This window comes from Planomicrobium okeanokoites (assembly GCF_003428875.1).
GTDB classification, from domain to species: domain Bacteria; phylum Bacillota; class Bacilli; order Bacillales_A; family Planococcaceae; genus Planococcus; species Planococcus okeanokoites.
Map to the genome: position 1 here is coordinate 22,399 of NZ_QQRS01000002.1, position 20,597 is coordinate 42,995.

Here is a 20,597-nt window from a genome sequence, read left to right on the forward strand (position 1 = left end):
CGCTTACACCCTTTCTAATATATGGACAGTCGAGTAAGAACCGGTGCCCCCTAAATTTTGGGCCAGTGCGATGCGTGGCATGCCGTCCACCTGGTTGGCCGCGTTCCCGCGAAGCTGGCGCACCAACTGGTAAACTTGCGCAATTCCGGTAGCACCGATCGGATGGCCGCGTGACAATAAACCGCCGCTTGTATTCACCGGCTTTTCGCCGTTGACTTGAGTTCTGCCTTCTTCAATGGCTTTCCAGCCTTCCAATGGTTTATAGAAGCTCAATTCCTCGATTGCGATGATTTCAGTCATCGAGAAACAATCATGAATTTCTACCACATCAATGTCTTCCGGACCCAAACCTGCTTTTTCGTAAGCAAGCCTGCCTGATTCACCGATTGCCGGGATAGACAGCAGATTGACTGCATCCTGCATTTTAGTTGGTCCGGATACTTGCGAACTCGCGCGCACATGAATCGGGGATTTTTTTCTGGAGATGACAACAGCCGCCGCCCCGTCTGTCATTGGGGAACAATCAAACAAGCCCAGCGGATCCGTAATCATACGTGCCGCCATAATTTCTTCCAGCGTCGTCGGCTTCGGAAATTGCGCCAACGGATTGTTGACGCCGTTTTGGCGGTTCTTCAATGCTACACGTGCAAGATGCTCTTTTGTCGCATCCGTTTCATGGAAATAGCGATTTGCCAGAACTCCGAAAAAACCTGGGAATGTTAAACCGGCATTTTTTTCAGTCGTCGTCGTATCCATCGCTGCGTTGATCGCTTGCGTAACGTCCGCCGTTTCCGCATGCTTCATCTTTTCGGCACCAGCCACTAGCACTGTGTCATATTCCCCGCTCATGATGCCAAGCAGTCCTTGGCGCAAAGCGATTCCACCCGAAGCACAAGCGCCTTCGACTTTTGTCGATGGGATGTAGCCGAGACCGAGATCGTTTGCCACAATGGCACCAAGAATTTCCTGGTTGGAAATACTGCCCCCCATGAAATTCCCGACATAAACCGCATCAATTTTTGGGCGTCCCGCATCATTCAACGCCTCTGTACAAGCTTCAAGCAATAATTCTTTTAAAGACGATTCCAGTTTCCCGAATTTCGTCATGCCGATTCCATGGACATATGCACCGGTCATTGGATCACCTCCACATGCTTTTGTTTCATTTCACGTTTCAATATTTTGCCGTATGAACTTTTCGGCAGCTCCTCCACAATAAAAACCTCTTTCGGTTTTTTGAAGCTCGCGAGATTATCTTTGCAAAGGCCGATCAATTGCTCGACCGTGACTTCTTCTGTGCCATTTGGCACCACATAAGCCACTACGCATTCTCCCCATTTATCATCGGGCACACCAATGACGCATGTTTCTTTTACACCTTTATGCAGGTTTAGCACTTCTTCCACTTCACGCGGATAGATATTGACACCGCCTGAAATAATGACGTCTTTTTTTCGGTCGACGATATGGACAAACCCTTTGGCATCACGCCATCCCAGGTCTCCCGTGTAAAGCCAGCCATCTTTCAGCGTATCGGCAGTCGCTTTTTCGTTATTCCAATAACCCTTCATGACGAGCGACCCTTTGGCAATGATTTCGCCGACTTCACCGTCGGCTACTTGCTTGCCATCTCCATCAACGATTTTGACGTCAACAAATGTACCGATGCGGCCGCAGGAATCAAGACGGTTGCGGATTTCATTTCTTGGCATCATCGTGATGCACATTGGCGCTTCCACTTGACCATAGGTCTGGATGAAAATATCGCCGGCTTTATCGAGTGCTTGCTGCAATTTCGAAGCGGCAATTGCTGAGCCTGCCATATTGATGGATTTGACAGTGGCCAGTTTGGCAGCATCAAAACTCGGATGCTGAATCATCAGATTCACCATAGTCGGCACCAGGAACATGACCGACACTTTGTCTTTCTCAAGATGATCGAGAAACTCCTCAGGCTCGAATTTGCTGTAGACCACTTGCGTCAATCCGTACAGCCAGGCAACGTGGCTCAGGAAGTTCGAACCGTGCGTCAACGGTGCCGCATGGCCGATGATATCTTCATAATCCACTTCACAGACCTGTGCCAGCGACAGCGCACCAGCGATGATGTTGCGGTGGGAAAGCATGACGCCTTTCGGATTGCCGGTTGTGCCGGACGTATACATGATGGCGAAAAGATCATCTTCCCCTACTTGTTCGCTGAATGCCTGACCCAGATATTTCCCGATAACAGCTTCATAATCTCCTCCGATATAAAGGATCGGCAAATCCGGATTTACGGCGTCGATCAACCCTTGATCGCCAATAATCAGACGGAGGCCCGCGTCTTCAATCATGTATTGATGTTCTTTCGGATGCAGACGGTAGTTCAACGGAACTTTGATCAGACCGGCAAGCGCAACTGCTACATCCAACTCAATATGTTCAAGGCGATTTGACATAAGAATGCCGATCCGGTCGCCTTTCTCAAAATTCAAATCATGAAAATAAGCGCTCAAAGCCCTCGCCCGGGCGATGAATTCTTTATAGTCGAATGCTCTGTTCTCATCTTTTACAGCTATTTTTTCAGGATATGCGTCGGCTGATTTTACTGCTAATTGCCCTAAAGTCTCCATTCAATGCTTCACTCCTTTTCTGTAAACTGAAAAGCCGGCAATGACCAGTGAGGATCGATGCCACGCTGTAAATGCACCCCTTTTAACGGGAATAAAATAAATTCAATTGTTACTGCAACCGGATTTTCTCCGGCCAGAAAGTGGCCGCCGTCAATTTGCTGATCGCAATCAATGAGCATTCCATGAAAATGGATATCCAGTTCGCCCGCTTCATCAAATCCGACAAAACCGGTGCCCGACAGCAGCTCCACGGCTGACTGCGACACCTTCTTATCCGAATACCTTACGGCTCCTTCTGTATCGCCGCGCTCGATTTGAACGTAAGTCGCATATTTCAGCGAACCTAGGCATTGGAAGTTTGCAGCTTCCACATTAAAATGGGCGCAGACTTCTTTAATCCCTCCGAACAAATCAACATCCTTCATCAAGCGTCCCACAATCCGGTGCGAAGTTTCATCGTATACCGCCTGAATCCGATTCTTATCCAATGCTGACGCCTCCATCAACTTTTAATACTTGAGAAGTTGTATAACCAGCTTCTTTTGTAGAAAAATAAAGCACTGCATTTGCGATATCATTCGCATCGCCCATCCGGTCGATGACCTGGTTGCTGGTATCATATTGGACACCTGCTGTGATGGCTGTCAATGTCGCTCCTGGTGCTACTGAGTTGCAGGTGATGCCGTATTGCCCCAGCTCTTTCGCCACCCATCTTGTCAAAGCGATGACGCCTCCTTTAGAAGCGGCGTAAGCTGGACCTGAACGTCCGTTCTTTTCATTGCCGCCTGAAGTGACGCCGCCGTTTATGCCTGACACCGAACTGATGTTGACGATGCGGCCGTAGCCTGCTTCTTTCATATGAGGATACACAACAGCCTGCGTGAACAGGAACGTCGCTTTCAGATTCGTATCAAGGTCCCGGTCCCACATTTCCAATGTCATATCTTCCAGATCCAATCGGCTGCAGGTTCCTGCATTATTTACGAGAATATGGACTTCCCCGTATTTCTCTGCAGTTCTGTTGACAGTCGCTTTGACAAATTCCGGATCGCGGATATCACCGAGACATTCAAGGTATTCTGCTCCATTCAAAAGGCCGATTGTCTTTTCACATGAATTCAAATCGACGAGCACGACTTTGGCCCCTTCTTCGGCAAATTGGACCGCAACTGCCTGCCCGATTCCACTTGCTGCTCCTGTAATGATTGCCACTTCGTTTTTCAATCTCATATTTTCAGCCCCTTATTTGATATTTAATAGATCCGGCAGGAATGTCGATAATGCCGGAATGTATGTCACCATCATCAATACGATGATTGCCGCCACTACAAAAGGCAATACGCCTTTGGATATTTCCACTATATTCGTTTTCGATATGCCAGCAGCTACATAGAGGTTCAGCCCGACCGGCGGCGTAAACAGCCCAATCGCCAAGTTGACTGTCATGAAAACACCGAAGACGGTCGGATCGACTTCGAGGAACAGCATGATCGGCAGCAGAATCGGTACAAATATATAATAGGCTGAGATTGCATCGATAAAAGCTCCTGCAATCAGCAGCAGAACATTCACGAGTAAAAGGATAATGATCGGATTAGTTGTCAACCCCATGATGCCTTCAGAAATATCACGCGCAATCTGCTCAGTTGTAATTATGTAAGCGAATACCGATGCAGCACTGACAATGATCATGACCACTGCTGTCTGAAGGGCTGCTTCGATAAAAATCCTGTAGATTTTCTTGAAGGTATTATCACGGTTCATGAACATCCCCACCAACAAACCGTAAACCACGGCCACTACTGCGGCTTCAGTCGGGGTAAAGAATCCGCCGTAAATACCGCCAAGAATAATGACGGGAATCATCAATCCCGGCAGAGCCCTCAAGAAAGCCGTCCATCGTTCTTTGCCGGTCGCTTTTCTCGTATCCAAACCTCCTGGAATGATAAAAGCGCCTTTTTTCTCCTGTGTATATCGAACAATCATCGCTGCTACGACAAATGCAAGACCCATGAGAATTCCTGGAACCACACCAGCCATGAAAAGCCGGTTGATCGTCACCGGAATCTGATCGCCTGCCACTACAGCAAACACGATGAACGCGATACTAGGCGGTATAACGATGCCTATAGCACCGGAACTTGCCACAAGCGCTCCAGCTGTCTCTTTTTTATAACCGTTCTTGACCATCGCCGGTATCAGGATCCCTCCGATTGCCGCTACAGTGGCTGGGCCTGATCCTGAAATTGCTGCAAAAAATATAGCTACGATGACTGTGACAAAAATGATTCCGCTTTTCCTGTGCCCCACTAATGTCTGGGCGAAATCGATAAGCCTTTTGGAAATCCCGACGTGCTCCATAATGACCCCAGCCAGGATGAAGAAAGGAATCGCCAGAAGGGTGAATTTCGCGACACTTGTGTACATGATATCGGTTACCATTTCAAGGCCGAATATCCCACTGCTGTAAACCAGGACAGCTATTGAAGATACACCGAGGGAAATAGCGATCGGCACCCGCAGAAACACCAGGAGGAAAAATAATCCAAATAACATTAATGCCATCATGAGGCTTCATCTCCTTCCACAGTGGCTTTGCCGATCATTTTCATTTCTTCTATAAATACTTGCACAGTCCGGACAACGCACAGGAACGCACCAATCGGCAACGCCGATGACATGACCCATTGCGGCCATCCAAGAGCTGGAGTTTTCTGCCCCATATCCATCTGGAACATCACCATCTGAATGCCGTACCAGAATAGGATCCCAAATAAAAACAGTCCCATCAAAGTTGAAAAAACGATCAGAATCCGCTTGAACAGCAGGTTCATTTTATCGAATAATAAAGTAAAGCCGAGGTGCGCGTAACGGCGCACACCTACAGCTGTACCGACAAATGTTAACAATACGAACAGGTTAATAGTGATTTCCTCTGTAAAGGAAAGGGACGCATTCGCCACGTTCCGTGTCACGACATTCGCGAAAGCGATGATGGTCATGACAAGAAACGTGATAAACAGTATGATTTCCTCCAAATGATTCAATACTTTCATCGTTGCCCCTCCTTACTCACCCTTGAAAGCTTTTAACAGATCAGCACCCCAGATATCTTCATATTTTGCGTATACCGGCTGTACTGCTTCTTCAAATAGAGCCAGTTCTTCTTCTGTCGGGTAGTAGAATTGCATTCCGGCAGCTTCCAGCTCTTCAATTTGTGAAGCTTCTTTCTCACGTGCGATTTCCACTTGATACTCAGCTGCCTCTTTGCCCAGACGGTCAAACAGCTCTTTGTCCGCATCGCTCATTGAATCGTATAATTTTTTATTCATTCCCAGCACAAGCGGATCATATGAATAGTTCCACATTGTGATGTAATCCTGAACTTCAGCCAATTTTGAAGAATAGATAACATCGATCGGATTTTCCTGACCGTCGATCGTACCTTGCTGCAGTGCTGTAAACACTTCAGAGAATGTCATTGTCTGCGGGTCTGTCCCCAGTTCACGGTAAAGATCTGTGTACATTGTGATTCCTGGAATACGGATTTTCATGCCTTTCAAATCTTCAGGCGTTTTTACTTCACGGACACTGTTCGTCAGCTGGCGGAAACCATTTTGTCCGTAGCCAAGCGCATGGACGCCTTTTTCAGCCAGGATATCTTTCAGCATATCTCCGCCTTCACCAGCAAACACAGGATCCACTTCATCGGTACCTGCAAACAGGAATGGTGCACTTGCCACACCAAAGCGGTCATCAAGGATCGAGTAAATAATAGTCGAGTTGAACGTCAGGTCGATCGAACCTTTCGCCAATCCTTCAACCGCTTTCCCGGAATCGCCGCCGGATAATTGCTCATTCGCATAAAGTTCAATATTGATGCGGCCGTCACTTTCTTCTGCCAGATCGTCACGCAATTTTTCAGCAGCTTCGTACCAAGTCGAAGAATCTGAAACCGTTACGGACATTTTCAAATCATATTCTTTCGCTTCATCAGCGTTCGCTTCCGTTCCTGTATCTGAACTGCAAGCTCCCAAGACTAATGCTGCCGACATGCCAATTGCTGCAAAACCGAATTTTTTCTTCAACATTTTCTTCACCCCTGTGTTTGATTTTGGTGGATCGCATCGTAGAGAAAATCCACGATATGAACTGCTTTCATTTCTTTTTCAAGTCCCTCATTCTGAATCCCCATCTGCATTTGCATCAGGCAGCCCGGGTTGGACGTAACCACGATTGCCGGCTGCATTTCCTTCACCCCTTTCATTTTGGCATCAAGAATCCGTTTGGCCATTTCTGGTTGGAGAATGTTATAGATGCCTGCTGACCCGCAGCAACTTCCAGCATCGATCAACTCTTTATATTCAAAGCCCGGCGTATCCTGAAGGAGCGACCTTGGCTCTAAAAACACACCATTGACATTGCGGAGGTGGCAGGAATCCTGATAGGTTACAAGCGATTCTTCTGCCCCGCCCATTTGCTTCAATTTGGCAGTCAAACCCAATTTCACAAATAATGAAGAAATATCAATCGTCTTGCGGGAAAATTCCGCTGCTTTCTCAGCAAATTGCGGATCCTTCTCCAGATGCTTTCCGTATTCTGAAAGAAAAGCACCACAGCCGCCGGCATTATTGACGATATAATCAAAGTCATCGGAATCAAATGCTTTAAGGTTCGCTTTAGCGTTCCGCATCCCTTTTTCCATTTCGCCGCTATGGCCATGCAAAGCACCGCAGCATTGCTGCTCTTTCGGAAGTACGATATCCGCACCAAGCCATTCGAGCATTTCGATTGTTTTGCGGTTAGTTTCCTGAAACAGCGTATCCATGAGACATCCCGAGAAAAATGCAACTTTCAAACTGCTTGGTTTCAACACCGGTTCACGCTTTTTCTTGGTTTCGATAGTTGGCAGCACAGCTTCCATTTGCTTCATAAAGGGTGGAAACAGATTCAGGAACCCGATTTTTCTTGTAGCTTTCTGCAGCCCGGATTTTTGATAGAACTGGACCAGCTTTACTCCTGCAGCCATTTTCTTCTGATCGGCGAATACCCCATCAAAAGTTGTTTTGCGGATTGCTTTTTCTGTTATGCTGATCGGCTTCGCCTGCTGGACAGCCACTCTCGTTTCTTCAATCAGGACACCGTATTGGACACCTGCCGGACAGGCAGGTTCGCATGCCCTGCAGCCGAGGCACATATCGAATGAGTCTTCGACTGAACCATCCCAGACGACATCTCCGTCGCGCATTGCTTTCATCAACGCAATCCGGCCACGCGGGGAGTGCGATTCGTCCTGATTGGTAGCCAGATAAGTAGGACAGGCTGGAAGGCAAAAGCCGCAGCGCATGCAATCCATCAAAAGTTCTTCGTCTACGTGTTCAACGAATGAGTCCTGCATGCGTTGCTGCAATTCACTGACCATTGTTGATCACCAGCCTCATCTTAGTTTCCTTCGCAAACATTTTGCCCGGATTCATGATGTTCTGCGGATCCATCGACTGCTTGATCGCTTTCATGACCCGGATGCCGCTTTCGCCCAATTTCCATTCGAGGTAAGGGGCTTTCATTTCTCCTACACCATGTTCTCCTGTAATTGTTCCCCCGAGTTCGATAGCAATATGGAAAATTTCAGCAAGCGCTTGTTCCACCCGGAGCATTTCGTCCTCATCCCTGACATCCGTCAGGCAAGTCGGGTGAAGATTGCCGTCTCCGGCATGGCCGAATGTGCTAATCTGGACATCGTATTTTTCAGATATCTGCTGTATCGCTTTAACCATATTTGCAATTTCCGATCGCGGTACCGTCGCATCTTCCAAAATGGTAGTGGGACGTTTCCGCGCTAGTGCCGACAATGCAGCGCGTCTCCCGGTTTTCAAAACTTCTGCTTCTTCGTTCGAGGAAGCAAGCGCCGTTGAAGTTGCGCCGTTGAGTTCCGCAATCCGGATCATCTGCTGAATATCCCGCTCAACCTGTTCCTCGTTGCCGTCCTGTTCCATCAACAGCATCGCTTCTGCATCAAGCGGCAAGCCGATTTTCATAAAATCCTCCACAGCCCCGATCGTGCCTTTATCCATAAACTCGAGTGTTACAGGGATGATTTTATCGGCAATGATTGCCGATACGGTCTCTGCTGCCGCCTCAAGTGAATTAAAATAGGCAATCCCTGTTTTTTTGGAGATAGGCAAAGGAATCAGTTTCAGCGTAATTTCAGTTATGATGCCAAGTGTCCCTTCTGCTCCGACAAACAAGGACATCAGATCATATCCGGCGACATCCTTCGCGAGCTTGCCGCCAAGTTTCAGCGTTTCACCGTCCGGCAAAACGACTGTCATCGCTTTTACGTAATCTTTCGTCACTCCATATTTCAGTCCTCGAAGACCGCCGGAATTTTCACTGACATTGCCTCCGATCGTCGAAATTTTCATCGAACTTGGATCTGGAGGATAAAACAAGCCGTTGCTTTCTACAAAATTACAGATATCCTGAGTGATGACACCCGGCTGCACTGTAATCGTCAGATTCTCCTTATCCACTTCGAGAATCTTATCCATATTATTGAACAGGACGATCAGACCGCCTTTGCTTGGCACTGTGCCAGCTGCCAAATTGGTTCCTGATCCCCTCGACACGATGGGGATTTGTTCTCTTGCACAAATCTTAACAATTTCTGCAATTTCTTCTGTGCTTCTTGGTGAAACAACCAAATCCGGCTTCGCCTGGAAATTGGCTGTTGCATCGTATGAATAAGCAAGCAGCTGAGCCTGCGTATCTTTAACATTTTCTTTTCCAACTATCGAAACAAAAAGGTCTTTGCTGTGTACTGTCATTTTGATCACCACCTAATTGATAACGCTTTCATGTTATTATAATATTCTTACAAGTTATCAATCTATGTAGTATCTATACAAATTTATATAAAATTCGGACAATAATTTTGGACAAATAAACAAAGACCCCTGATTTCTCAAAGGTCAGATTTTCCGGTAGAGGCGAAGCGCTGTGTAGATCGTCGCCAAATCGTTATTATCAGCAAAGCTGATGGACAGGATTTTTTCTATTTTATTGAGCCTGTAAAGCAATGTGTTCTTATGTATATGCAATTCATCCGCTACTGCCTGGACCGAGGATTTTTTCTGGAGGAATATTTCCAGATTGTGAAGAAGCTCCGGTTCATCCAGTAAAGGAGCGATTGTACGGCTGATGAATTCTTCCTGCACCTCTTTCGGAATCGAATAATAAAGAAGCTCCAGTTTAAGATCTTCTTCGAACACAATCTGCCCTTGCCTTGCGGACACCGCATGAGCCATTTCCGATTGCCTGAAAGATTCTTTAAGCTGATTAAAATCACCGGCTTTTCCAATGCCTACAGGCAAAGTTGAATTTGCTGGACCTGCGATTTTTTTTGCCAGTTTCTCTAAGCCGTTGATCAATTCCCGCTTTGAAATATTCGGCAGAAGGAATATTAAACGCTCCAGTCCCCATCGAATGATCTTCAACTCCGGATGGATCGTCTGGATTCGCAACAGATTTTCCACATCTTCGATTTCGTATTGCCGATTGGTCTGCATCATAGCTATTCGCTGATACAGCGAAGTATCGATGTTCAACATCTTCGCCCGGCCCTGAAGACTCTCAAAAGAGCTGTCCGAAGTGACCAGATCAAAAAAGAAAAACTCGATTTCCCGGATTCCCCGCTCTTTTTCCTGTCTGGAGATCAAGTCTGTGATAAACAGCTCAGCGACTTTTTTAACCAACTTTGCATACTTTTCAACTTCAGAAGGCTTTCCCGTAACGCCCAATACACCTATCGGCAAATCTGAAATGATGATGGGCATGACAATCCCGGGCCGAACACCGGCTAAGTTGTCACACATTTCTTTGGTCATATGGAGCGGCTGCTGATTTTTCATCGCAAGCGTCGCCCCTTCATGGAACGTATTGAGGCGCACCGGGTCCGTACTGGCGATCACAAACCCGTTTTTGTCGGTAACCAATACTTTTTTGTCGATGAGGTTTGATAATTCATCGACAATCTTGGCACCCAATACCTGAAAATCGAACATCTTTCCATCCCCTTTTTGAAATTCCCCTTGGCTTTCTGTATAAATAAATCTTGAATCCATATTACACGAAGAACTTGCATTGCGGATAAAAAAAACAGCCCTCCAGTAAAAAAGGGCTGTTTTTCCTGTCCAGACTCCGGCGACCCAGCTCTTCGAGTCATAAGCCAAATCAGCTGCGCGGCCAAAGCCACTTCGCTGATCCGTCTTATGCTTGTCAGAGCTGAACGGGTGCCGTCGCTTTTCTTACACTCGTTATCCTAAATCGACATTATGGTAAACCTGTTGGACATCTTCCAAATCCTCGATGGCATCAATCATTTTTTCAAATTGCGCCTGCGCGTCTTCCGGCAGCTCCACATCATTCTGCGCCATCATCGTAAGCTCAGCAACAGTGAAATCAGTGATGCCCGCTTCTTTGAAAGCTTCCTGCACCAAATGGAATTGATCCGGCTCGGCATACACAATCACCGCATCTTCTTCTTCAATGACATCGCGGACATCAATATCCGCTTCCATCATCATTTCAAGCACTTCATCCGCGGTCTTCTGGTCTTCGATTCCGATAACCGCCGTCGGATCGAACATATAAGCGACAGAACCGCTGACACCCATATTGCCGCCGTTTTTACCGAACGCTGCACGTACATCCGAAGCTGTACGGTTCACGTTATTCGTCAATGTGTCCACAATTACCATGGAACCATTCGGCCCGAAGCCCTCGTAGCGAAGTTCGTCATAACTTTCTTCCGATCCGCCTTTGGCTTTTTCAATCGCCCGGTCAATGATCGCTTTTGGCACACTGTATGTTTTTGCCCGCTCCAATACGACTTTCAGCGCCTGGTTCGATTCCGGATCCGGCTCGCCCTGTTTGGCGGCCACATAAATCTCCCGTCCGAATTTCGCATAGATGCGGCTTGTGTTTGCGTCTTTTGATGCTTTTTTCTCTTTGATATTATTCCACTTGCGTCCCATACTGTTTCCCACTTTCTTTCAGCTTTGAATGTGAAGAACGTTCACTCCTTCTATTATATAATAAAACCCGCCATTTATTCGAGCTATACAGCAGGAAAGCCGCAAAAAGAAAAAGCGCCGCCAATGATAACGGAGCTTCTCAGGATTTTGCCTTGTCTATACGATGATATTCCGAGACTTGTGTGACCCGGACTTTCCCCGTATCCAGTTCATGATAAATCCCTCTGCTGTCGGTGAATGAAATATATTGGTCCCGCTCACTTTGTACAAGCGCTTCCGCCTTTTCCTGGGACTCCTCAAAAATAAACCGGCGAATATAATGTTCTTCATCGAAAAAATAAGTGATTTTGAATTCTTTCATTTGTTTTGCCCCTTTCAAGAATGATAAGGTGCTTTTTGATAAAAGAAGTTCGGTTTGACGATATCATTTTTATAAGGCTTATGGAAGATATGTGTGGTGGCTGGCGACATCGGCGGTATGAGCCATGCCCAATTCCCTGTGACTTTGCGCCCGGCTGTCTCTTCCTTCTTCTCAAAATTCTTGAACTGCTTGGCTGCTGTATGGTGGTCGACGATGGTAACGCCAGCCTCCGCAAATGACTCCAATACTGCTATATTCAATTCGACAAGAGCTTTATCCTTCCAAAGCGAGCGGTTTGATTTGGTATCCAAACCCATCTTCTCAGCGATTGCCGGCAAGAGATCATAACGGTCTTCATCAGCCAGATTGCGTGCGCCGATTTCAGTGCCCATATACCACCCGTTGAATGGAGCCATCGTATAATGGACGCCACCTATCTCCATCTTCATATCCGATATGATCGGCACGCCGTACCATTTGGCTTCAAGATCGGAAAAACCTTCAAATTCAGGATGTTTTATTTCCACTTCCATCACTGCGTGCTTCGGGATATCGAAGTATTTCACTTCGTTATCCGTTTCTTCAATGACGATAGGCAGAATGTCAAAAGCCGTCTCTTGCCCTTTCCAGCCCAATTCCATGCATTGCTTCGTAAACTCCACAGAGGACGAGTCACCGACTATGGTTCCATCTTTTTCATAGCCCGCATAGCGCAGAAGCTGGTGATTCCAGAGTCGCAGTTTTTCTGTGTTATTTTGCTGCGCAGGGAATACGGTTAAAGCCGGGCGAATTTTGCCATCGTTGGTTGCATACACAATATGGTCAACTAAAGCATTGAATGCACCTTCCGCTGTCTCAAGATGTCTCGCGTCAAAAACGGTCAACGTATTCCAGAACAGGCGGCCGATGCACCGGTTATTATTGCGCCACGCCATCCGTGCTCCGTGCTCCAGTTCCTCTAATGTATGTGTATAAGTCCCCGTTTCTTCAACTTCTTCTATGATACTGTTCATCCGATTGTGAATTTCTGATTCGGTTTTTCCCAATTCGTCGTAGCAAGTTTGAATAAAATAACCTGCTTCTTCGATTAAAGGTCGATTGGCCATGGCAATTTTCATGAACTTCACTCCTCTTCCAACATGATAGCATTTCCCAAATACTTCAGCCGGTGCAATTGTGTCGACTCTATGATTTCCCCTGAAGGTGCAGTACACTTGAAAAAAGCCTTTCAGGAGTTGAGCTGTTTGATTAAAACCATCATATTCGATTTGGATGATACATTATTATGGGACAAGAAAAGCGTTGAGACTGCATTGCAGATGACCTGTTTATACGCTGAAAAGGAATGTGGAGTAAAAGCCGGCGAACTTGAAAAGGCTATCCGCTCTGAAGCTGCTGCTGCATACGCTGAAACAGAAGTTTATGAATTCACTAAGTCGATTGGCATCAATCCTTTCGAAGGATTATGGGGTGAATTCGATGATGCAGGTGAACAGTTCCAAAACATGAAAAGACTTATGCCGGCATATCGGCGAACAGCCTGGACAAACGCGCTCAAAAAGTCGGGTATCGAGAATGATCGACTGGCAGAACAACTGAGTGAATATTTTCCTGCGATGCGGCGCAGAAATCCTTTTATTTATAAGGAGACATTCCAAATCCTCGATCATTTGAAAGGCCGCTATCACCTCGTGCTCCTGACAAACGGTTCACCAAGTCTCCAGCAGACTAAACTGACCATAACTCCGGAAATCGCCCCTTATTTCAATACGATCATCGTTTCCGGTGCCTTCGGTGTCGGCAAGCCGGATGTATCTATTTTTGAATATGCCTTAACCAAAACCGGCTCCCATAAAGCAGAAACTTTGATGGTCGGTGACAACTTGCTGACCGATATTCTCGGCGCTAATCGAGCCGGCATCAAGTCAGTTTGGGTAAACCGCGAGCAAAAAACAGCGCATAATTCCATTTCCCCTGATTTTGAGATACAGAATTTGCAGGAATTGATGCCGTTACTGGAAAAACTTTAAATCAGCGAAGAAGCAACTACTATAAGTCCACCGCTTTCACCTTGTCGATCTCTGCCAATTCCTCCAATTGGCGGAGACTTTTTTCTTCAGCCGGCTTATCTATCGACAGCATCATAATGGCGGCTCCGCCTTCCGCTGAACGTCCTACCTGCATCGTCGCAATATTGACACCTTCCTGCCCAAGAAGCGTCCCTACGCGGCCGATGACACCCGGCCGGTCGTGATGGCGGATAAATAGCAGATGCCCATCAGGAACGACATCTACAATATAATCATCAACTTTGACAATACGTGGGCCTTGGCCATTCAATAAAGCCCCGGCCGTTTTCCGTCTGCCTGTTGCCGTCAAAACTTCTACAGAAATAAGATTGGTGAAACCTTTGGATGAGGCAGACTTGTTTTCATTTACGGTAATGCCTTTTTGATGGGCAAGAAACATGGCGTTGACATCGTTCACCCGATTACCCAAATGGCGCTTGAGCAGTCCTTTCAGGACGTTGCGTGTCAAGGGACCGACTTCGAAATCGGCCAATTCACCCGAATAACTGATATTCACCTCTGTAGCCGTGCTGTCCGAAAGATCTGTCAAAAAAGCGCCTAACCGCTCAGAAAGATCAAAATAAGGTTCAATTTTCTTCATGATTTCCCTTGGCACCGACGGCAGGTTAACTGAATTCCTTACCGTCCCCGTGCTGAAATAACTGACTACATCATGGCTGACATCAATTGCCACGTTTTCCTGCGCTTCAAAAGTGCTGGCGCCAAGATGCGGAGTCGCAACGACCTCCGGCAAGTCAAGCAGCCGGAAATCGACCATCGGTTCCTGTTCAAATACATCGAGCGCCGCTCCTGCTACTTTGCCGGACTTGATCGCATCGTACAAGGCAATTTCATCGATGATGCCGCCTCGCGCGCAATTGATGATCTGCACGCCGGGTTTCATCAACTTGAAAGCTTCCGCATTTATCAGATGCCGTGTTTCCTTCAACAACGGTGTATGCACCGTTATAAAATCCGATGCTTTCAGGACTTCTTCCACTGTCCCGAAACCGATGCCCAGTTCTTCAGCCCGCTCTTCTGTCAAAAAAGGATCATAAGCGATGATGTTCATCCTTTGGCCTTTTGCCCGTGCCGCAACCTCCATTCCGATCCGGCCCAATCCTACGACACCCAAAGTCTTCCCTTTCAGCTCCACCCCCACAAACGATTTCCGATCCCATTCCCGGTTGCGCAGCGCTGTAAAAGCTTGTGGAATCTTACGCGCCATCGACATCAGCATCGCAATGGTATGTTCCGCAGCGGAATTCGTATTGCCATCCGGTGCGTTCACCACGATGATCCCTTTTTCAGTGGCCGCTTCCAAATCGATATTGTCTACACCGACTCCTGCGCGTCCGATAATTTTCAGCCGCTCGGCTTTTTCAATCAGTTCCCGTGTCACTTGCGTTTTACTGCGCACAAGCAAGGCATCAAAACCGCCAATTTTTTCTGCCAGTTCCTGCGGCGTTAGCTCAGTATCGAAAACCACGCTTAACCCTTCTGCATCGCGGAGAGGAAAAATCCCTTCTTCACTCAATGGATCACTTACCAAAATTCTGTATTCCTTCATCATCCATTCGCCCCTTTCAGATATTCCTGCTGCGCTGCCCTGACACCGCTCCCAAGCTGAATCTCTCCTCCTGCTTTGGCAATGGCGATTTCAATCGCGGCTATCGCCTGCAGCATATCTGCCGGTGAACAATAGCCCATATGTCCGATGCGGAATATTTTATTTGCAAGTATCTTCTGGCCGCCCGCCACTTCCATGGCAAACTCCCCTTTTAACACTTTCCGCAGCACTTCAGCGTCAAAGTCTGCCGGCTTAACGGCCGTTACAGTGGGAGAAGCATCTTTGTCCTCTGTCAAAAGCGGAACGCCGAGGGCTTTGAAAGCGGACCTCGTCATCTTCATCAGCCGGTCATGTCTTGCATAAACATTTACGAGCCCCTCCTCTTCCATCAGCTCCAGCGCTTTTTGCAGACCAAAGAGAAGTGACAGCGCCGGCGTAAATGGGGTTGTATCTTTTATCAGATTATCCTGGTGCTTTTTCAAATCCAGGTAAAACCGTGGCTGAGGATTCCTTTCGATTTTATTCCATGCACGGTCACTTACTGCAATAAACGCAAGACCCGCCGGCAGCATGAAAGCCTTTTGGGAACCGCTAACGACAATATCAAGTCCCCACTCATCCATTCTGGTTTCCACACCTCCAATGCAGGAAACGCCGTCCACAATGATCAACGCTTCAGATCTGCTCCGAATTTCAGCAGCCAACTCCTTTACCGGATTCAGGACACCTGTAGAAGTTTCACAATAAGTCATGAATACAGCCCTGATATTCGGATGTGCCTCAAATGCTTCGGTGATATCGGAAACAGTCGCCGCTTTGCCCCATTCTGTTTCAATAAGATGTGTTTGAATATTATAGGTCTTACAGATATCCGCGAAGCGCTCCCCGAAAGCACCGCTCACAATGACCAGCACTTCATCATGCGGTGCGACCGCATTGACCACGGCCGCCTCCAGTCCTGCCGTTCCGCTGGCAGTTAAAATCAGAACCTCCTGCTCTGTGCCAAAAACACGCTTCAGTTTCGGACGGATGACAGACAGCATATCGGACGTACTCTGTCCTCTATGGCCAATCATCGGCTGCGCCATTGCAAGGCTGACACTTGGCGGTATCGGGCTCGGACCCGGTATCCGCAAAATCTGCTGATCAGTCAACATAAAATCTCCCTCTTCCCTTTTCATTTTTGAATTTCAATTTCGGGAATGAACGAAAAAAAGGCCCTTCACTCCTCACATAAAGATGCAAGGGGCGAAAAGCCTTTATTCGCGGTACCACCCTAATTCGCTGCTGATGCACAGCCTCATTGGTCCAAATGCTTAACGCGCACGAAACGGAAAGGCCTACTGTGATTCGGCCCATCTATTCAGGAGTGCTGATCCGGGAGGAAAACGCTGATTTTCACCATCCATCAGCTCTCTGCAGATTTCCATACCCAGACCTTGTCTCCATCTAAATAATTTTCTGTATTGGAATTTCATCCATCATATACACATAGAAAATGATTGTCAACGAAATCTTACTATTCAGAAATCTAAGGAAGCGTTTTCATCCTTTTAGTGACTGGTCCTCCATTGAAATAAAAAATTTAAAAAAGACCGCTCCTCAAAAGAGGAACGGTCCTGATTCTGTTTATGCCAAACCGAAATCGCTGACGAGTGCAGCAAGTCCGCCCTGGTAGCCGCTGCCGATTGCGTTGAATTTCCATTCGCCTCCGTGGCGGTATAATTCACCGACCACAAGCGCTGTTTCGATGGAAAAATCTTCGCCAAGGTCATAACGCAGAATTTCTTCGTTATTGCTTTCGTTCATGACACGGATGAAAGCATTGGATACCTGGCCAAAATTCTGGCCGCGGCTATCCGCTTCATGGATTGTAACCGTGAAAACAACTTTATGGATTTCAGCAGGCACATTCGGCAAGTCGACGATCACTTGCTCATCGTCCCCTTCACCTTCACCAGTCAGGTTGTCGCCTGTATGGGTAACAGAACCGTTTCCGCCAACCAGGTTGTTATAGAAAACGAAATCTTCCGGTCCGCGGGATTTGCCGTTTTCGCCTACAAGGAAAATGGACGCGTCAAGGTCGAAATCACCGCCGCCGCTATACTTGTTCGTATCCCAGCCGAGGCCTACTGTCACTTTTGTGAGTCCCGGATTTGTTTTTGTTAAGTCGATTTTTTGGCCTTTTGACAGGTTGATTGATGACATTAATAATCTCCTCCGATAACGTTATTTTCGTTGTGTATCCTCATATTTCTTCTGCAATTCTTCGATGCGCAGGCGCCCTTCTTCCCGCATCTTGCGGTTTTCGTCTTCAATGGCTCGCGTATCGTTCATGCCTTGCATAATAGTCTCCCATGTCTGCTCGATTGTTTCAATCTTGATGCTCGGCTGGCCAGACATGCGAGCGATATCAACCGACTGCCGGGAAATATCATTTGCATTGTTCAATAGCATCTCGTTTGTGCGTCGGTCCAGTTCGCTCATCGATTCAGCGACCAAATTCTGGCGTTTTGCCGCGATTGCGTTGATCAGACCGGTTTTGAAAATCGGAATCGTGGTAACGAAAGCTGAATTGATTTTCCCGATCAATTTCGTGTTGCCACGCTGCAGCATACGGATTTGCGGAGCCGCCTGATAGGAAACCTGCTTCGCCATTTCCAGATCATATACGCGCTGTTCCAGAAGTTCGATGGCATTCTGCAATGAATTCAATTCCATCAATGCCATCTGGTCCCCAGTTTCCGCTTTCTTGCGGACTTCCGGTTCTTGCGCTTTCAGTTCTTCGACTTTAATATCTCCGGCTGCGATGTATTTCTCCAATTCCATGAAATATTGGAAATTCTGATCGTACAGGTTTTCCAAGGTCGTCGTCGATTTTTTCATCTCCGACTCGTATTTGGTGATTTCCACATAAACTTTATCGATTTCCGTACCCATCGTCTGGTATTTATTGAAGAGCTGTTCGATCATCTTATTTCCTTTATTGAAGATTTTGTTTAAGAAGCCTTTCTTCTCAACAAAATCCTTTTTATCGAATTTATCCATGATTCTGCCCAGCTGCTTCAACAGCTCACTGGATTCCTCCATGCTGTTCGCCTGGACAGAATTCAGGACTTTCCCTGTAAACGCTGAAATTTCATTTGCCGGTTCGCGTCCGAATTCCAATAGCTCAATCTGGTTTTTCGGATCGATCTTTGAAGCCAATTGCAGTACTTGAGGATCTTTTTTCAATTGCACTTTCAATTGGTTTTCGTCTTTCATGACGAGTTCCTGCTGTTCAATCTGGTCTGGCATCGTATTCATCATTAACCCTCCTTTGTTATTATAAGAACCTTCCGAGGAATTTCCTGACTGCTGAAGGTTCCTGGAACGGCTCATTAAAACTGCGCTCATCAAGCCAATGCACATCAAATGATTCTGTATCAACCCAACGTTCGATATCCTGATGCCCCTGCGGATTGATGATGATATTATCAAGGCCGAAGCTGTGGATCAGCGCTATGGCATTCGCATCAGCCCGGCTCAGCTCGCCATCCTTCTCTTCATTATAAAACAAAAGTGTCGGGACAAACTGCGGATAATCAAATAATTGGATCAATTGGATGACGGGATCCGGAAGTGTCATGGACTGTGAAAAAGCATACAATTGCAGATCTTCAAACGATTCACCATTCTGCAGCAGTAATATCGGTTTCTCTACATGCCTGGCGATGGCTTCGCCAATTGCCGTCTGGACTCCATCCGGCAGCTTGCTGTAGCGCCACCAATTGGATTTTTTCATTTTTTCGGGATCCAATCTGCCGTTTTTGTCCAGCGCAGCGCGATAATGAAACTGCTGATTGCCTTTGCGCTCTTCGATGAACGGGAAGCTTCTCACTAATTTCGTGTCTTCCCGTTCCGTCAATTTGTGGATATTGTCCCAGAAGCGTTTTCGATCTTTCTCAATCCCCATGACTTTAGCGAATACAACCGGAATATGGACGACGCCGCGTTCAACCGAAAAAGAAGGACGGACCATCGCGCGTTCTTTCGCAAGCATGAAAGCCTCATCAATCGTCGTTTTCAGCCGGATAGAATGTGTTACATAGGATTTAAACTGAAATGGCTTGTAAAGACCTGAGTCATCGTGATGCAGCAGCCGATCCACTTCCTGCGTCGCCCGGTAAGCCACAGTGCCGACCCGCTTAGGTTTTTCTTCCGGAAAAGGCGGTGGAGATTCAGCGTTGACCTGAAAGCTGTGGCTATGGAGGTTTTCTTCACCAGCCATTTTGCCGAACCATTTCTCGCCTGTCGGATCATAAACTACAACATGGAAGCCAAACGCGGATGCCAGTTTCAGAAACCACTTTTCACTTTCTGTTGCATCGCCGTACCACAGAAAACCAGGGAGCCCTTTTTCGAGATTCAGTTTTATAAGCTCCGGCTCAATATGATTGAATGTCCATTTCACCAAATCGGTCGCAACTCTTCTGAATGACGACTGGACAGTGCTGCCGCCTGATTGTTCCTGAAATGATTTCAGCACATCGATCATGACCACTCGGATGCGGCGGTTTAAACCAGCATCTTTCAGCCGGGGCAGCAACCCCTTGCCGTCCAGGAATGCCACGATCCTGCTGGCGGATAACCCATTTTCTTTCCGGTTCATTTCAAAAAGATCCTGAAGCGCTTTCAATCGGTCCTGCTCAATATGTTTGTTCATTTTACCGGACAGCCGAATCAGCCGCCCGCCGGCTGATTCCATCGTTTCATAAATTGACGCAAAATAATCATCTTCATCCAGCGGCAAACCGATAAATTCACCGAGAAGCTGCGGATAGGTGATATCTTCATCTTCCACTTTCGTTTCTGTATGATTGACGACAGGCTTATTCAGCCATTCGCCAACCTTCTCCGGATCCCATGTTCTTACACGGACCGGATGCAATTGAACCATGGGTTTCC

General features: G+C 47.0%; 19 protein-coding genes and 1 other annotated feature. Of the genes, 1 reads left to right on the top strand and 18 read right to left on the bottom strand.

Features of this window, described 5'->3' with window-relative positions; translation table 11 throughout:
• Positions 1-3 precede the first annotated feature (3 nt).
• The 13 genes from D2910_RS05015 to D2910_RS05075 form a co-directional block, all read right to left on the bottom strand.
• Positions 4-1,137 carry a thiolase C-terminal domain-containing protein gene (locus D2910_RS05015; protein WP_117312610.1) on the bottom strand — a complete coding sequence of 378 codons (1,134 nt, stop codon included), beginning with the start codon at positions 1,135-1,137 and terminating at the stop codon, positions 4-6.
• Positions 1,134-2,615 (bottom strand): class I adenylate-forming enzyme family protein, encoded by a 1,482-nt coding sequence (locus tag D2910_RS05020; protein WP_084244004.1) that lies wholly within the window; start codon positions 2,613-2,615, stop codon positions 1,134-1,136. The genes D2910_RS05015 and D2910_RS05020 overlap by 4 nt, the downstream gene beginning before the upstream one ends.
• Before the next feature lie 8 nt (positions 2,616-2,623).
• Entirely contained in the window at positions 2,624-3,103 is a 480-nt protein-coding gene (locus D2910_RS05025) for a PCC domain-containing protein (RefSeq protein WP_117312611.1), read from the bottom strand.
• Positions 3,096-3,845: an SDR family NAD(P)-dependent oxidoreductase gene (locus tag D2910_RS05030; protein WP_084244002.1), complete on the bottom strand. Its 750-nt coding sequence runs from the start codon at positions 3,843-3,845 to the stop codon at positions 3,096-3,098. The genes D2910_RS05025 and D2910_RS05030 overlap by 8 nt, the downstream gene beginning before the upstream one ends.
• A 12-nt stretch (positions 3,846-3,857) precedes the next feature.
• Entirely contained in the window at positions 3,858-5,183 is a 1,326-nt protein-coding gene (locus D2910_RS05035; RefSeq protein WP_117312612.1) for a TRAP transporter large permease, read from the bottom strand.
• Positions 5,180-5,671 (bottom strand): TRAP transporter small permease, encoded by a 492-nt coding sequence (locus D2910_RS05040; RefSeq protein ID WP_084244000.1) that lies wholly within the window; start codon positions 5,669-5,671, stop codon positions 5,180-5,182. Before D2910_RS05040 ends, D2910_RS05035 begins: the two co-directional genes overlap by 4 nt.
• A gap of 12 nt (positions 5,672-5,683) precedes the next feature.
• Positions 5,684-6,706 carry a DctP family TRAP transporter solute-binding subunit gene (locus D2910_RS05045; protein ID WP_117312613.1) on the bottom strand — a complete coding sequence of 341 codons (1,023 nt, stop codon included), beginning with the start codon at positions 6,704-6,706 and terminating at the stop codon, positions 5,684-5,686.
• Between the two features lie 5 nt (positions 6,707-6,711).
• Complete coding sequence (locus D2910_RS05050; RefSeq protein WP_117312614.1) at positions 6,712-8,037, bottom strand: (Fe-S)-binding protein; 1,326 nt, start codon at positions 8,035-8,037, stop codon at positions 6,712-6,714.
• Entirely contained in the window at positions 8,027-9,442 is a 1,416-nt protein-coding gene (locus tag D2910_RS05055; protein WP_084243997.1) for an FAD-linked oxidase C-terminal domain-containing protein, read from the bottom strand. The genes D2910_RS05050 and D2910_RS05055 overlap by 11 nt, the downstream gene beginning before the upstream one ends.
• A gap of 144 nt (positions 9,443-9,586) precedes the next feature.
• Positions 9,587-10,678, bottom strand: coding sequence for a CdaR family transcriptional regulator (locus D2910_RS05060; protein WP_117312615.1), 1,092 nt, complete (start codon positions 10,676-10,678; stop codon positions 9,587-9,589).
• Positions 10,679-10,930: 252 nt separating this feature from the next.
• On the bottom strand, positions 10,931-11,650 hold the full coding sequence (locus D2910_RS05065) for a YebC/PmpR family DNA-binding transcriptional regulator (RefSeq protein ID WP_084243995.1): 720 nt from the start codon (positions 11,648-11,650) through the stop codon (positions 10,931-10,933).
• A gap of 139 nt (positions 11,651-11,789) precedes the next feature.
• Positions 11,790-12,011, bottom strand: a complete 222-nt coding sequence (locus D2910_RS05070) for a hypothetical protein (RefSeq protein ID WP_117312616.1) — start codon at positions 12,009-12,011, stop codon at positions 11,790-11,792.
• A 14-nt stretch (positions 12,012-12,025) separates the two neighbouring features.
• Positions 12,026-13,129, bottom strand: coding sequence for a nitric oxide synthase oxygenase (locus tag D2910_RS05075; protein WP_117312617.1), 1,104 nt, complete (start codon positions 13,127-13,129; stop codon positions 12,026-12,028).
• Positions 13,130-13,255: 126 nt separating this feature from the next.
• Between D2910_RS05075 and D2910_RS05080 the strand changes: the two genes are divergently transcribed.
• Positions 13,256-14,041, top strand: a complete 786-nt coding sequence (locus D2910_RS05080; RefSeq protein ID WP_117312618.1) for an HAD family hydrolase — start codon at positions 13,256-13,258, stop codon at positions 14,039-14,041.
• A 19-nt stretch (positions 14,042-14,060) separates the two neighbouring features.
• Here the strand turns inward: D2910_RS05080 and serA are convergent, their stop codons facing one another.
• The 5 genes from serA to D2910_RS05105 all read right to left on the bottom strand — a co-directional run bounded on the left by serA (position 14,061) and on the right by D2910_RS05105 (position 20,589).
• A complete protein-coding gene (gene serA / locus D2910_RS05085) occupies positions 14,061-15,653 on the bottom strand; it encodes a phosphoglycerate dehydrogenase (RefSeq protein ID WP_205854582.1) in 1,593 nt (530 codons plus the stop codon).
• Complete coding sequence (locus D2910_RS05090; RefSeq protein ID WP_117312619.1) at positions 15,650-16,807, bottom strand: pyridoxal-phosphate-dependent aminotransferase family protein; 1,158 nt, start codon at positions 16,805-16,807, stop codon at positions 15,650-15,652. The genes serA and D2910_RS05090 overlap by 4 nt, the downstream gene beginning before the upstream one ends.
• An 84-nt stretch (positions 16,808-16,891) precedes the next feature.
• Positions 16,892-17,111 (bottom strand) — a binding site (T-box leader).
• Between the two features lie 168 nt (positions 17,112-17,279).
• A complete protein-coding gene (locus tag D2910_RS05095) occupies positions 17,280-17,858 on the bottom strand; it encodes a TerD family protein (RefSeq protein WP_084243990.1) in 579 nt (192 codons plus the stop codon).
• A gap of 21 nt (positions 17,859-17,879) precedes the next feature.
• Positions 17,880-18,956 (bottom strand): toxic anion resistance protein, encoded by a 1,077-nt coding sequence (locus tag D2910_RS05100; RefSeq protein ID WP_101802025.1) that lies wholly within the window; start codon positions 18,954-18,956, stop codon positions 17,880-17,882.
• A 19-nt stretch (positions 18,957-18,975) separates the two neighbouring features.
• Positions 18,976-20,589: a YceG family protein gene (locus D2910_RS05105; RefSeq protein ID WP_117312620.1), complete on the bottom strand. Its 1,614-nt coding sequence runs from the start codon at positions 20,587-20,589 to the stop codon at positions 18,976-18,978.
• Positions 20,590-20,597: the final 8 nt, after the last annotated feature.